Annotated in this window: 12 protein-coding genes; 1 reads left to right on the forward strand and 11 read right to left on the reverse strand. The window is 35.0% G+C overall.

Going from position 1 to position 13,334, the window contains the following annotated elements:
• Positions 1-139 precede the first annotated feature (139 nt).
• The 11 genes from Q0F04_RS09435 to Q0F04_RS09485 form a co-directional block, all read right to left on the reverse strand.
• Entirely contained in the window at positions 140-874 is a 735-nt protein-coding gene (locus Q0F04_RS09435) for a hypothetical protein (RefSeq protein WP_295752691.1), read from the reverse strand.
• Positions 875-1,137: 263 nt separating this feature from the next.
• Positions 1,138-2,118, reverse strand: a complete 981-nt coding sequence (locus tag Q0F04_RS09440; protein WP_295752710.1) for a ParB/RepB/Spo0J family partition protein — start codon at positions 2,116-2,118, stop codon at positions 1,138-1,140.
• A 5-nt stretch (positions 2,119-2,123) separates the two neighbouring features.
• Entirely contained in the window at positions 2,124-2,333 is a 210-nt protein-coding gene (locus Q0F04_RS09445) for a Lar family restriction alleviation protein (RefSeq protein WP_295752693.1), read from the reverse strand.
• Positions 2,326-2,631: a single-stranded DNA-binding protein gene (locus Q0F04_RS09450; RefSeq protein ID WP_295752694.1), complete on the reverse strand. Its 306-nt coding sequence runs from the start codon at positions 2,629-2,631 to the stop codon at positions 2,326-2,328. Before Q0F04_RS09450 ends, Q0F04_RS09445 begins: the two co-directional genes overlap by 8 nt.
• A gap of 10 nt (positions 2,632-2,641) precedes the next feature.
• Positions 2,642-3,460 (reverse strand): AAA family ATPase, encoded by an 819-nt coding sequence (locus Q0F04_RS09455; RefSeq protein WP_295752696.1) that lies wholly within the window; start codon positions 3,458-3,460, stop codon positions 2,642-2,644.
• Between the two features lie 60 nt (positions 3,461-3,520).
• Positions 3,521-4,954: an ATP-binding protein gene (locus tag Q0F04_RS09460; protein WP_288522963.1), complete on the reverse strand. Its 1,434-nt coding sequence runs from the start codon at positions 4,952-4,954 to the stop codon at positions 3,521-3,523.
• A gap of 148 nt (positions 4,955-5,102) precedes the next feature.
• Positions 5,103-6,047 (reverse strand): RhuM family protein, encoded by a 945-nt coding sequence (rhuM, locus tag Q0F04_RS09465; protein WP_288522964.1) that lies wholly within the window; start codon positions 6,045-6,047, stop codon positions 5,103-5,105.
• 562 nt (positions 6,048-6,609) lie between these two features.
• On the reverse strand, positions 6,610-7,854 hold the full coding sequence (locus Q0F04_RS09470; RefSeq protein WP_295752699.1) for an ABC transporter permease: 1,245 nt from the start codon (positions 7,852-7,854) through the stop codon (positions 6,610-6,612).
• Positions 7,851-9,605: a biotin/lipoyl-binding protein gene (locus Q0F04_RS09475; protein ID WP_295752701.1), complete on the reverse strand. Its 1,755-nt coding sequence runs from the start codon at positions 9,603-9,605 to the stop codon at positions 7,851-7,853. Before Q0F04_RS09475 ends, Q0F04_RS09470 begins: the two co-directional genes overlap by 4 nt.
• Positions 9,602-10,288 (reverse strand): ABC transporter ATP-binding protein, encoded by a 687-nt coding sequence (locus Q0F04_RS09480; protein WP_295752703.1) that lies wholly within the window; start codon positions 10,286-10,288, stop codon positions 9,602-9,604. Before Q0F04_RS09480 ends, Q0F04_RS09475 begins: the two co-directional genes overlap by 4 nt.
• Positions 10,278-11,441, reverse strand: a complete 1,164-nt coding sequence (locus Q0F04_RS09485) for an efflux RND transporter periplasmic adaptor subunit (protein WP_295752705.1) — start codon at positions 11,439-11,441, stop codon at positions 10,278-10,280. The genes Q0F04_RS09480 and Q0F04_RS09485 overlap by 11 nt, the downstream gene beginning before the upstream one ends.
• A 143-nt stretch (positions 11,442-11,584) precedes the next feature.
• On the opposite strand from Q0F04_RS09485, the gene Q0F04_RS09490 reads away from it, so the two are divergent.
• Positions 11,585-13,213 (forward strand): SulP family inorganic anion transporter, encoded by a 1,629-nt coding sequence (locus Q0F04_RS09490; protein ID WP_295752707.1) that lies wholly within the window; start codon positions 11,585-11,587, stop codon positions 13,211-13,213.
• Positions 13,214-13,334: the final 121 nt, after the last annotated feature.

The following is a 13,334-nucleotide window of genomic DNA, read 5'->3' on the forward strand; positions in this document are numbered from 1 at the left end:
AAATACTGTACACACAAAAAGTGCTAAATATCGCATAAATATGCTTTATTTAGCACTTTTACTGTAAAACTTGAGATTTATAATATATCATTTTTACTAATAAGATACAATTTAAATGAGTTTTTCTTATAAACCTTTTTTATTGAATCAAACTTCCATTGCTCCAAAGATTTAATCCATAATAAGCAATGCTGTGATCATTTCGATATACTGGTTGAACAGAATAGTTTGTAATTTCAATATCACCGATGTACATTACTTCATCCAGGTAATACATTCCGCCCACCTCTGCTTCAGCCTGTGAACTATAAGTTGCATAGTAAAAGTTCGTATCCATAATCACATCACAACTTACATCTGGATTGACTCCACCAGGACAAGCATAACATGGCTTTGCTAGTTCTGGAGTAGGTGTAGATTCTACTACAGGTTCTTGTTTGGATTCAGTAGGCTTTTCAATAGGTTGACTTACAACATCTTTTTTTGATTTATCTGATGTATTGGAACTGTTTGAAGTTGAAGATTTTTGGTCTGAACCAGAAGAACTCTTAGTAGAACTTTCTTTCTTGGAATTTTGCCTTTTACCTTCCGAAGAAACACTTGTTGTTTTGAATTCACTTTTGCCCATAACTTTTTCTTTCTGTTTTTCTTCCTTGGATTCAGGTTTCTTCATTGTATCTCCAGCACCTGTTTTCTCATCTTTGCCAACATTTTCATGTTCACTAACTATAGCTTCATGTTTACTAACACTTAAAGAAGTATCTTCCATAAACTTTTCCACTGTTGGAACAGATACATCCTGGTTCATGTTGAAAACAATTCCAGTACCAATAAGTACACTTGAAACACAGAACGCAATTAACTTTGTCTTCATTGGCTTAACCTCCAATTATATTCACTGATAATTTCTACTATCTTTAAAATACAAGTTCTTCTAAATAATTACCTAGATACAAATATTTCTACTACTTACTAAATAACAACATTTTTTCTTTTTCGGTAGGTAATAAAGATTGTTTCGGTAGGTAGGAGGGGTTTTAGGGGAGGTCACAGTCACACGTCTTGGTGCAAAGACAAACTGCCCCTCCAACAGTTTGGTAACAATCACAAGTAGAAAAAAAGCAGTTGCATCTTCAACTACCGTTCCTGTTCTCGTGATCTTTTCTTTGCCCAGTTTTCTAGCAAGTGAATCATAAGATCCTTTTTCTTGCCTGGTGTAAAGTCCTTGGGAAAATATTTATCGATTTCCTTCATTTGAAAAGATAGCTTTTCTCTTTGGTTCGGTTTTTCTTCAGATAAAGTATCTTCAATGAATTCTGTAGTGAGTTCGCCATCATGACTCAACCGCTTGAATTCCTGACATTGAGCAAGTGACGGTGTTCTTTGATTTTCAATAATCGCATTGGCTAGATCATACTGTTCAGATTCTGTTAAATATGAAAGCTCAACAGCAGGGTTAAATGCAATCTTGATTTCATTTTCATGTCGTCCATCTACCATTTCCTGTAATGGTTCAATCAGATAGGTTAAGCGAATAAATCTTTTGATTTGATTTCTACTAATTCCTAATTGTTCTCCAAGAATATCTGCTGACTCTGGCTTCCGCCCAACTTGGGCGGAAGTAGCCTTATCATATTCAATCGGAATATCATTAATATCTATATCTACTTTTTTACCTTGATGTTTCATGGCTTCTAATCGCATTTTGTAGGCATAACCACGTTCACTAGGATAAATGTTTTCTCGTTGAATATTGGAATCGACCATTAAAATCGTTGCCTGGTCATCATCCAAATCTCGAATGATAACATTCATTTCTTTTCTTCCTAGCTGTGACAAGGCAAATTTGCGCCTGTGACCGGAAATCATTTCATACGTTCCATCTTTTTTTGGACGAACTAATGCAGGCATCAGCATATCGTTTTCTTTAATCGAATCAATTAGCTTTGCCATATCCTCATCCATTGTTACATGGAAGGGATGTTCTTTAAAATCTGTAATTTTATCTATGGGGATTGTCATTACTTTTTCGCTATTAGCTTCTTGCCTTTCTTTTTCAGTAGAAAATAAAGAGTCATAGCTAGGCAATCCTAAATCTAGTTTTGGCAAATATGCCACCTCCTTTAAAATAGAGTGAGTTGTATCGTATTTTTCATTGTTTGATGATTCCATTCTTCAATAGCTTGATCTGCATTTTGTTTGGTTTGTGTTCTAGCAGAACACAATGTACATGTAACATATTGACCATAATAGCCATTGATTTTCTTACTATCCCAGTCAATTAACACATGTGCTGTAGCATGACAATAGGGACATCGCTTGATTCTAGTCATTTAACAATTCAAAAGATTCTACAACAACATTGGTTGAATACTGCTTTTTACCATCTTTTTCATAAGAACTTGTACGAAGATTTCCTACAATACAGAATCCTGTATCTTTATCACCATGTTTACAGATATCATTTGCCATATCACCAAAGGCAATACAGTTAATATAATCTGTCCATGATTTCTTTCCATCTCGTAAACAAGCTAAAGAGAACTTCACAAAAGTATTTCCTTTTCCATTCTTGGATACTTCAATATCTCTTGTCAAAGTTCCAAATAATTCCACATGATTGTTTTTCATTCTGTTTCTCCTAACGACTCAATTCATCTTTATGTTTTACTTTTGGACTTTTTACCAATTCTTTTGTCAGATTATCATAGGCGACAGCTACTTTTGAATCCTTGGCATACGCATAGATACTTTTACCAGAAATAGAAGCTTCACTGGCTTTCGTAGCTTTTGGAATGATCGTATCAAATACACGAATGTTCTTTCCAAAGCTTTCACGAATTGTATCAATCGTGCTTTTGGTAATGTTGGTGTTTAGATCAGCAAGTGTCATAACAATGCCAGTAATCTTTAAGTTACTGTTGATCTTACGCTGCACTTTATTAACAGTCTGTAACAATTTCGTCATTCCTTTAGCTGGCAGATACTGCGTCTGTACGGGAATCAGTACTTCATCTGCAGCAGACAACGCATTGACGGTAAGCATACCAAGAGAAGGTGGACAATCAATAAAGATGTAATCGTATTTATCTCTTAATGGTTCAATACAATTACTTAATGTCTGTTCCCGGTTAATGACACTGACTAAACGCATTTCAAAATCGGCCAATTCAATGTTTGCCGGAATCAAATCTACATCTTCTTCATGATGCAAAATCAAAGAATCATAATCAATATCATTGTCATTTATATAATCGTCCAGCATAGAAGATACAGAATGTTCTAAAGCATCATTGTTTTTCCAACCTAAGCAACTTGTCAGATCACCCTGAGGATCAAAATCTACAATCAATACATCCAATCCCTGTCGTACTAATCCAATGGACACATTCTCAGTAGTCGTTGTTTTACCAACGCCACCTTTTTGGTTTGTGACTGCAATTACTTTACATTTACGCATAAAAAACCTCCTTTCTACATATCCAGTGGTTAACTGGTATGTAAAAAGGAGAACACGATTTTATTTAGAATAGTATTTTTGATTTTTACTTTTAGGCTTGTCTGGAATTGTTAGTGTTAGTTTTCCTGCATCAACTAAGGGTTGGATGTATTCTTTTGTAACAAAAGCGATTGTTTGTATGCCCAAATGTTCAGCAATTTCTTTTCTTGACTTCGGTGTTTTACAAAAAGAAATTAAATCATTATTTTCATCAGTACCCTTAGTTTCAGCTTTTTGCTTGTTGTATAACGTAACAACGAACTCATTTCTTTTATTTTCAAATACAGGGTCAGGCAATCCATACTCTTTCATTTCTCTACGAATTGTTGGGATTCCGGAATATCTGTTTTCTGTTTTCAATAAGAATTCAGACATTGTTGCAAGTGCAGGATTTCTAAGATCCGGTCTAGCTTTTCCTAGATCATTTACGGTCATTCTTCCATATAGACTTCCAGGACTGTGAATTTCTAAACGGTCAGTGAAGAAACAAATTTGAATGGGCGTCCCCTCTGTATAAATACTATAATCGCGATGAATTAAAGCATTTAGAATCGTTTCTCTTATGGCATTCATTGGATATTCCACTCGATCTTCTCTTTTTCCGCTATTTGGATTAATGATGGTTTGAACTTTCATGTTTCTTTTGCAAAAGGCTATAGCTTCATCTAGCATTTCGGATAAAGTGCCTTCAATCCTTTTGTTATCTAAGAAACGAATTCCGTCCTCTGTAATATCACCAATTGTCTTACCAGGAACAACAATTGCAGTAATAGCTAATTGGGGAAGTAATCCTTGTGGATAAATTCCAAAGTTTAAAACAGAAGCCAATGTAGGAATGGTATTGCGTGTAATGGATAACAATTCATAGATTTGTTCTTCAGATAATTTTGAAAAACCAGGACGATTTATCTTCATTTGTAGAATAAAATTATTAATATCAGTTTCTCTTAATAAAGACAAACTAGCACGTTCAATTGGTCTTTCATCGTCATGAACATGGGCTTTAAAAGACTCAAAATTATAAATTTCATAGTCTGTCATTGGCAAATCTGCATCACCAACACGGACATAAGATCCTTTTACTTTTCCTGCTCCTGCATAATAACAAGGACGATTTGTTATATCAACAGCGGGTATTTCTGCACTGCAGATATTAACACCTTCATATTCCGTAATGGTGAAAATAGCGCGAACCTGAGGACTCATTTGATTACATTGTTCTGTTACTTTCTTTTGAAGATCTTGTAAATCGTATACCCCAACAGGTTTAAAATCTTGTGCTTCATCAAGCCCAAATACAATAATTCCACCACCATCTTGATTGGAAAAGCTTGAAAGCGTGTCATATAAGCGCTTTGGCGTTCCGCCATGAGCAGCTTTCACTTCAATTGTTTGGGATTCAGCTTTCGTACTAATAATTTGTTTAATTAAATCATTTAATTCAACGCTTAACATATTTTCTCCTTTCTACTTTTCTAATTTAATTAAATTATAACGAAAAATTTAACTAAATTCAATTAAATTAATAATTCATTTCGCTAAAATCGAAATAAGTGAAGTAATCTGCTGAAAATTATGCTTACTTCACTTATTTTTTAATAACTTACATTTTTAAGAAATTCATTACTAGTTTGACCATTGTTTCTTTTTCTTCAGGTCTGGATTCTGCAATCATTAAAGTAATGGCAACAAGTGCACTGTCTGAAATAATTTGCTTTCCATCGATAATGAGATGTTTATTCTTATTTAAAAATTCAAGGAATATAGAAGCCCCTATGCGTTTACAACCATCTACAAAAGGATGATCTTTGACTAGAAAGTACAGTAGATTAGCTGCCTTTTCTTCAATGCTTGGATAGATTTCTTGTCCAAAGACATTTTGATATACAGCTGCAATAATTCCATTCAATTTGCCTGGTTCTTTTTCAACACCAAATACATCAGAAAATCCACTATATTTCATAGAATCAATAAGAGTTCTGCACTCTTCATAAGTCAATCGATAAATTGAATCCTTACCTTTAGGTTTTGAAATACATCCATGATCATAATCATCTAGTAATGACAATGCATTTGAATATGCTTCAACCACGTTCAATACTTCTTTTTCTTCAATACCTAAAGTAGAAGCAAGCATCCTAGATTGAATGGAAACAGTCTTGTTTAATACTTCAATCCTTTTCTCATTTATTGCATATCCCTTCATCATGTAATTCTTCAATATAGAAGTTGCCCATTTACGAAAGATTACACCGTTTTGAGATTTCACACGATAGCCGACAGAAATAATCATATCCAAATTATAGTATTCAATAGATCTTTGTATTTTTCTGTTTCCTTCAGTTTGAACTGTCGCAAATTTTGCGACAGTTGAATCATCTAATTCTTCTTTTAAAGCATTGTTAATATGTTTACCAATGGTTTTAACGTCTCTGTCAAATAATTGTGCAAGTTGATTACGATTTAACCATACTGTTTCATTATCTGGTGATACTGTAACATCCAGCTGTAAATCACCATTTACAAATTTAATAATTTCATTGTTCATGTTTTCTCCAATCTTTTTATATTTGAATGATTTTAATAAAGAGTTTCTTTAAAGAAACTATAGCATAGTAAGCTTTATTCATCAAAATTGTAATAATTTTCTTTCCATAACCCATGTTTTAGACTACAGAAGAGTGTATTTGGGGCAAAGTAGGCATCCAAAAGAGCATCCGAACGGTTCGGATGCTGTCGGGGGCTCCAAATTTTTTCGGGCTCCGTGCCGTAGGGTTCGAATGCACGTCAAACGCACCCAAAAATGGGGGAAAAGTGTTCGGATGACCTACGCGTATCCGAACTTTTTTGCTAATATTTTGCTAATTAGAGGGGTTCGGATGACGTCATCCGAACCATCATTCGAACCCATTTATTAGCACAAAACGGACAAAAATGAAGAATCAAAAAAGTGCTAAAAATGCCGTATTTACGGCACAATTAACACTTCACGATATCAAGCGGACAAAATACAGGGTCAGCTCCTAAGCGAAAGGTCGTAGGTTCGACTCCTATCTGGGACGCCATATTGAGTTAAAAAAAGGCTGCAACGAATTTTGTCGTTACAGCTTTTATTCATGTCTTAAAGCTTCAATTGGATCAAGATTTGCAGCCTTATAGCTAGGTAGTAATCCAAAAATAATACCGATTGCCATAGAGAATAAGACGGATAATATCATGGCAGGAATACTAATGGATACAGGGGTACTATTGAATATTGATATTAATTTAGCTAGACCAATCCCTGTTAATACACCTACAATACCTCCAATGGAAGTAAGTACTACCGCTTCCGTTAAGAATTGGAATAGAATGGCTTTTTTCTTAGCACCAATGGCTTTTTTAAGGCCAATTTCTTTCGTTCTTTCTGTTACTGTTACTAACATGATGTTCATAACACCAATACCACCAACGAGTAAAGAAATACCGGCAATCCAGATCAACATGGCATTTGTGGACTTCGAAAGATTTTGAATATCTTTTGCCTGCTTCAATAAGTCTTGTGCTTTGTATTGAACACTTGAAGAAGAGACATATGTATTTAATACACTAGCTGCTTCTTTTCCAACACTAGTCATATTTGAAGTGGCATCCACCTTCAATAATGCGCTTTGCGGTTCATCAAATTGATAGAATAATGGCCAAGATTCGCTAGGAACATATACTTTTGAACCCGTAGACTGATTGTATGTATAATAATCATCAATGCTGTCCATTGTAGGCTCAAAAGTTTCTTTATACGCACATACACCAACAATTGTGAATGGTGTTGAAGAAATCTCAATCGTTTTACCGATTGGATCATCTTCGCCAAATAGAAGCTTTGCGCTTGTTTCATCTAAGACGGCAACTTGTCTGAAGTTTTTATTATCGTCTTCTGTAATGCCTCTTCCTTGTTTGATCGTTAGTCCGGCAATAGAGAAGTAGTCTTGGTGAATACCTACAATGTATCCACCATCCAAAGATGTATTATTACGAAAGATTGCTTGATAACTTTGTCTAGAACGATACAGGGTAGCGCCTTCTACGTGATCGATATTTTTTAAAGATTCAAGTGTATCTTTTGAAACGGTTGGAACTCCATTAGGAATACCAGAATCAAAAGAGTATTCCCAATCTTCTTGATATAACGCAACTTTTACCGTGTTATTTCCTGAACCAATTAGATTCTTTTCAATCTGATCATTTGTTCCCTTAATTGTAGAAACAATCGCAATGATGGAGGCAATGCCAATGATGATTCCAAGCATTGTTAAAAAGGATCGCATTTTGTGCGCAAAAATACCTCGAAATGATAATCTTATGTTTTCAATCATGATGCATCCTCCGAAGATTTTTGTGTCTTAACGCCTTCTTTTGCGTTTTTACTATACGCAAACGCAATATAATCCGTATCTGAAAGCCCATCTTTAATTTCCATCGTATCGCCCCATACGATTTTTCCAACAGTGACATATTGCTTCTTCAATCTTCCATGATTGTCTTTAAGTACATAGTACTTATTTCCTTCTTGTTTGACATAAGCCTTAGAAAGCCAAATCGAACTCGTTGTATCTGTATTCGAATTGAAAGTTAATTCCAAATATTCACCAGCTTGTATTTTTGATGCTTCTTTGGCATAGGCTTCAAACCCATAGTAGCTCACATTCGGATTTCCTGAACCATTGTAGTTACTGCTTGAAGAAGGTACAGTATCGATGCTTTGAATTTTGGCATCAAATGTTTCCCCATTTGTCCAACAATAGGCAGAAATGGTATCGCCAACTTTAACTTGATCTAACATCAATTCACTGATGTTTCCTTTAATATAAGCTCCTTGTCCACCGGCAACTTCTAAGAAGGTATTTCCATCTTGTAAAGAATCCGATGCTTTTTTGACATTTCGAACGACACCATTTCGTTTTGCACGAATGACACCATCATTTAATAAAGCTTTATTTTCACTTAAAGAAAGCTGGGCTTTTCTTAAGTCTAAATCTAAAGTTTTCAGTTCCTGTTTTTTATCACGAATAGCTTTTGCAAGTTCAATTTCTGTATAACCCGGTGGGATATCTTGACTTGGTTTTTGTTCTACTTCCACATATTTCTGTTCTTCTTTTGTGTGCGAAATCACCGAATACATATCGCCTTCATTCATGGATTGTTTAGCGGCAAACTTATCACAACGAACAAGCCATGAAGAGCTAAGGTCACCATCATTTGTATACACATCGAATCGTAAGTATTGGTTTAGATTCGCATTGTCTAAAAATAGTTTTCCATAGACAAAACCTTGGGCTTCACTCAAATTGAATACATAAGGATTTTGTTTCGTTCCAACTATAGAAATATTTTCAGAAGGAATTTGTTGTTGATCACTATAATACTCTACAACATCTTTTGAATCATACACATTGTTTGAACCATCTATATATGTATATTCAATCCAATACCAACATGTATGATCTGATGTTTTTTTAACTCTTTCTTCTTTCCATAAAGAATCATCTTCATGAGGCCCTTTTTCAGGAGCTTCACTTTCTGTATCTGCATAATAGATCTTATAGTTTGTAAAATTCTTTTCAGCTTGGGATAAAGAAAGAATATAAGGATACAAACCATTTCCATCTTGATTTGGAATATCCGGTAATGGAGCTGGAGTAGGATCTGGTATATCTGGTTCAGGCGTAACATCTGGAACCGGTGTTGTATTTAATAATTTTTTTAACTCGTGATTGGCAAGTGTAATCGCATTTTGTGCTTTTTCCACTTCCAATTGACTTGTATCTACAGCACTTTGTAGTGTAGTCAGGTCATATGACAATAAAGGATCTCCTACACTCACTTGTTGACCATCTTTGACAAAGACTTGTGTGATTGTTTTAGAAGAATCATATAAAACCGATTGTGTATCACTATTAGATACAAGCCCTGTTGAAGTGGATGGATTATCCCAATAGCCTGTATTTAAACTGGATACAGAATGAACTTCAATCGTATTGGATGAGCTTAAGTAAAACTTGATTCCAACCAAGGCAAATGCACATACAGAAGTAATAATAATTCCTTTTTTTATAGAAGGTTTCATAGTACACCTCCTTGTTTATTTTCAATGATTTCTCCATCAATGATATGAAGAATTTTTTTTGCATGACTTGCCACATTGGCATCATGCGTAATCATGATGATTGTGACACCCTCATCATTTAAGGATTTAAATAATTCCATAACTTGTTTTCCACTTGCCTGATCTAATGCACCTGTAGGCTCATCGGCAAGTAGAATTCTAGGATGATTGATTAGGGCACGGGCAATCGCAACACGTTGTTTTTGTCCACCTGACAATTGGCTTGGTTTAAAAGTTGTACGATCTGCTAAACCAACTTTACTTAATACAACATCAGCCCTATGATTTCTTTCTTCTTTATTGATTCCTGCATAAATTAAGGGTAAAGCTACATTTTCTTGAGCCGTTTCTGAACTTAATAAATTGAAGTTTTGAAAGACAAAGCCAATCTTATTTAAACGAAGATCACTTAATGCATCATCACTCATTTCAGAAATATCTTCATCTTCAAATAGATAGGTTCCTTTGGTAGCTCGATCCAAACATCCAATGATATTCATCAGTGTTGTTTTACCAGAACCACTAGGTCCCATAATCGCAACATAGTCACCTTGCGATATTTCAAGACTTACATCTTTTAAAACAGGAACGATCAATGGTTCTTTTCCATAATTTTTATAAATATTTTTAAGATTAAGAAGCATTCGCATCACCATCCGTTTCCGTTTGGTATTCAGTCGTTGTCTTCATACCTTCCTTATATGTATCATCGGCCCATGCGATATAGTCATCTTCACTAAGTCCTGACTTGATTTTTGTGGTAAATGTTTCTTCATCCGTTTTACCAAGCTCTACTTTTCTTTTCTTTAATTTACCTCTTTCTGATACCCATACATAAGAGTTGCCATTGTCATCTGAAACAATAAAACTAGCATCGAGCCAAATTCCTTTTTTCTTAGAGGATTGACCGTTATCCACTTCAATATAGACGTGTTGTCCTAGCATTAATCCTTTATTGTTTTCTAAAGAGACATAGAAAGGATATTTGGATGCAGATTCATTTGAATCATTTCCATAAAAGTTATTGTTCGAATTGGATTGAGGGTCTGTTTCCACTTTGGTAACTGTACCTTTATAAATTTGATCTTCATTTATACGACTTCTTACAATAACACTTGTCCCTTCAGAAATGGTGCCCATTTCACTAATAGCGCCTTTCACTCTAAAATCTGTAGTTTGCGTAATGGATATTAATGGCTTTTGGTTTCCACTTTCATCCGTTCCACCATCTCTATTGACTTCTTTAATAATTCCATCAATAGTTGAAACAACAGTAGAATTTTCAATTTGTTTATTCAACTGATCGATTTCAGTCTGTGTAGCTTTGATTGTATTTTGAGCCTGGCGAATCGCATAACTTGCATCGTTGATTCGTGCCTGAATCTCGACTTTATCTGCACCCTTATTTAGTTCAGCCTTATAATCGGCGATGGTATTATTCTGCGCTTGGATTTCATTATTTTGAGCTTCTATATCCAATTTCTTTTGGGCAATCGAATTCGCGGCTTCTGTTGTATCATAAGAAAATAATTTATCTCCCTTACTTACTTTTTGCCCTGCTTCTACATACATGTCTGTAATGGATTTGTTTCCATCTTGATTAATATCAACCGTTTCTGAGGATTCTACAACACCTGAATAACGATTTTCCGTATAGGAAGATCCAATGATTGTAGAAACTTTTTGAACATAGATGTTTTGATTGCTTGATCCCTTTGGAAACAAGAAATAAATACCGATAACGGCAATCAAAATGCATACTGAGATTAAAATTATAATTTTAGTCTTTTTTTTCATATAGTATTCTCCTGAAATTTAGTGTTATATATTCAGTATATCAAATACTAGTATAGAAAATTCCTTAAAAATACTTAAATTATGGTATACTGTAAAGGTTGTTAAAAAGAGAGGGATATTAACAAACGAATTCACTGAAACCGATGTTACTTTCATCACTTAAAAGCTATGATAAGTCTCAGTTTTTCAAAGATGTAACGGCTGGAATTATTGTAGCTATTATCGCGTTGCCACTATCGATTGCATTGGCACTTGCTTCAGGTGTTGGACCGGAAGCCGGAATCTTTACTGCCATTGTGGCAGGTTTTGTCATTTCAGCATTAGGCGGAAGTAGTGTCCAAATTGCAGGGCCAACCGCTGCTTTTGCGACTATTGTTGCAGGGATTGTAGCTCATGATGGAATGGATGGACTTATTGTCGCCACTATTCTTGCGGGTATCTTTTTGATTTTGATGGGGCTTTGTCATTTTGGAAGTCTAATCAAATTTATTCCATTCACTATCACAACAGGTTTTACTTCTGGTATTGCCGTTACGATTGTGATTGGTCAATTAAAAGATTTCTTTGGATTGACCTATCCAACCGGAGTGAAACCCATTGAAACTGTTGAAAAATTTGAGGCCGTATTAAATAATTTTTCGACAATCAATATGGATGCCGTACTTGTTGGAATTGTTTGTCTAGCTATATTGATTATTTCTCCATACATTTTTAAAAGAATTCCAGGCTCACTTTTAGCCGTTATTGCCGGAATAGCAATGGTTCAATTATTACCATTAAAGGTAAATACAATTGGAAATCTTTATACAATCAGTAACGCATTACCAACTTTACATTTTCCAGGTTTATCATTGAATATCATCCAAAATGCACTTCCAAATGCACTAACCATAGCTGTATTAGCTGCCATTGAATCCTTACTTTCTTGTGTTGTTGCCGATGGTATGATCAATGGAAAACACCGTTCGGATATGGAACTTGTTGCGCAAGGTGCTGGAAATATCGCATCTGCATTATTTGGAGGAATTCCTGCCACAGGGGCTATCGCAAGAACGGCAGCCAATATTAAAAATGGTGGAAGAACACCAATTGCCGGTATGGTGCACTCTATCACATTGGTGATTGTATTAGTTGTGTTGATGCCATATGCCGGAATGATTCCGATGCCTACAATTGCATCGATTCTATTTATTGTTGCATACAATATGTGCCAATGGCGTACCTTTTTAAACTTAGTTAAAACAGCACCTAAAAGTGATGTTATTGTGCTTGTCACTTCATTTGTGTTAACTGTTATCTTTGATTTGGTTGTCGCTATTGAAGTGGGTATGGTATTGGCATGTTTGTTATTTATTAAACGTATGAGTGAAGAAACAAAAGTCAATGGATGGACATATGTAGATGATGATACACCAGATGTAGATGAGCATCTTCAAAAGCTTCCACTTCAGATTCGTGTATATGAAATATCAGGACCATTATTCTTTGGCGCTGCTAGTGTGATTGAAGAAATTGCCGTCAAAGATTTTACAACATGTCTAGTTCTTCGTATGCGTAGTGTTCCTGCACTAGATAGTACGGCACTAAATGCCTTAAAAGACTTAGTTCAAGTCTGCGAATCCAAAGGCATCACGATTGTATTCTCACATGTGAATGATCAACCAATGAAGGTCATGGAAAAGGCCGGCTTTATTGAGCTTGTTGGTAAAGAAAACTTCCAACCGAATATCAGTGCTGCACTAAATCGTGCGGAAGAAATTATTCATAAATAAGCAAAAAACGTGTTTGCGCAATGTTATTAAGTTAAGAGATGACGAACCATCCGGATACTATTGTCTGGATGGTATTTTTTATTTGAAAGCACGACGAAAATTGTAGTATTGCTACTACATT

The organism is uncultured Holdemanella sp. (genome assembly GCF_934772795.1).
Classification (GTDB): domain Bacteria; phylum Bacillota_I; class Bacilli_A; order Erysipelotrichales; family Erysipelotrichaceae; genus Holdemanella.

Excerpts from the sequence above, each read along its gene's own strand:
- Q0F04_RS09435 (WP_295752691.1), bottom strand. The coding sequence starts at position 874 with ATGAAGACAAAGTTAATTGCGTTCTGTGTTTCAAGTGTACTTATTGGT.
- Q0F04_RS09450 (WP_295752694.1), bottom strand. The coding sequence starts at position 2,631 with ATGAAAAACAATCATGTGGAATTATTTGGAACTTTGACAAGAGATATT.
- Q0F04_RS09485 (WP_295752705.1), bottom strand. The coding sequence starts at position 11,441 with ATGAAAAAAAAGACTAAAATTATAATTTTAATCTCAGTATGCATTTTG.
- Q0F04_RS09460 (WP_288522963.1), bottom strand. The coding sequence starts at position 4,954 with ATGTTAAGCGTTGAATTAAATGATTTAATTAAACAAATTATTAGTACG.
- Q0F04_RS09490 (WP_295752707.1), top strand. The coding sequence starts at position 11,585 with ATGTTACTTTCATCACTTAAAAGCTATGATAAGTCTCAGTTTTTCAAA.
- rhuM (WP_288522964.1), bottom strand. The coding sequence starts at position 6,047 with ATGAACAATGAAATTATTAAATTTGTAAATGGTGATTTACAGCTGGAT.
- Q0F04_RS09470 (WP_295752699.1), bottom strand. The coding sequence starts at position 7,854 with ATGATTGAAAACATAAGATTATCATTTCGAGGTATTTTTGCGCACAAA.
- Q0F04_RS09475 (WP_295752701.1), bottom strand. The coding sequence starts at position 9,605 with ATGAAACCTTCTATAAAAAAAGGAATTATTATTACTTCTGTATGTGCA.
- Q0F04_RS09455 (WP_295752696.1), bottom strand. The coding sequence starts at position 3,460 with ATGCGTAAATGTAAAGTAATTGCAGTCACAAACCAAAAAGGTGGCGTT.
- Q0F04_RS09480 (WP_295752703.1), bottom strand. The coding sequence starts at position 10,288 with ATGCTTCTTAATCTTAAAAATATTTATAAAAATTATGGAAAAGAACCA.
- Q0F04_RS09445 (WP_295752693.1), bottom strand. The coding sequence starts at position 2,333 with ATGACTAGAATCAAGCGATGTCCCTATTGTCATGCTACAGCACATGTG.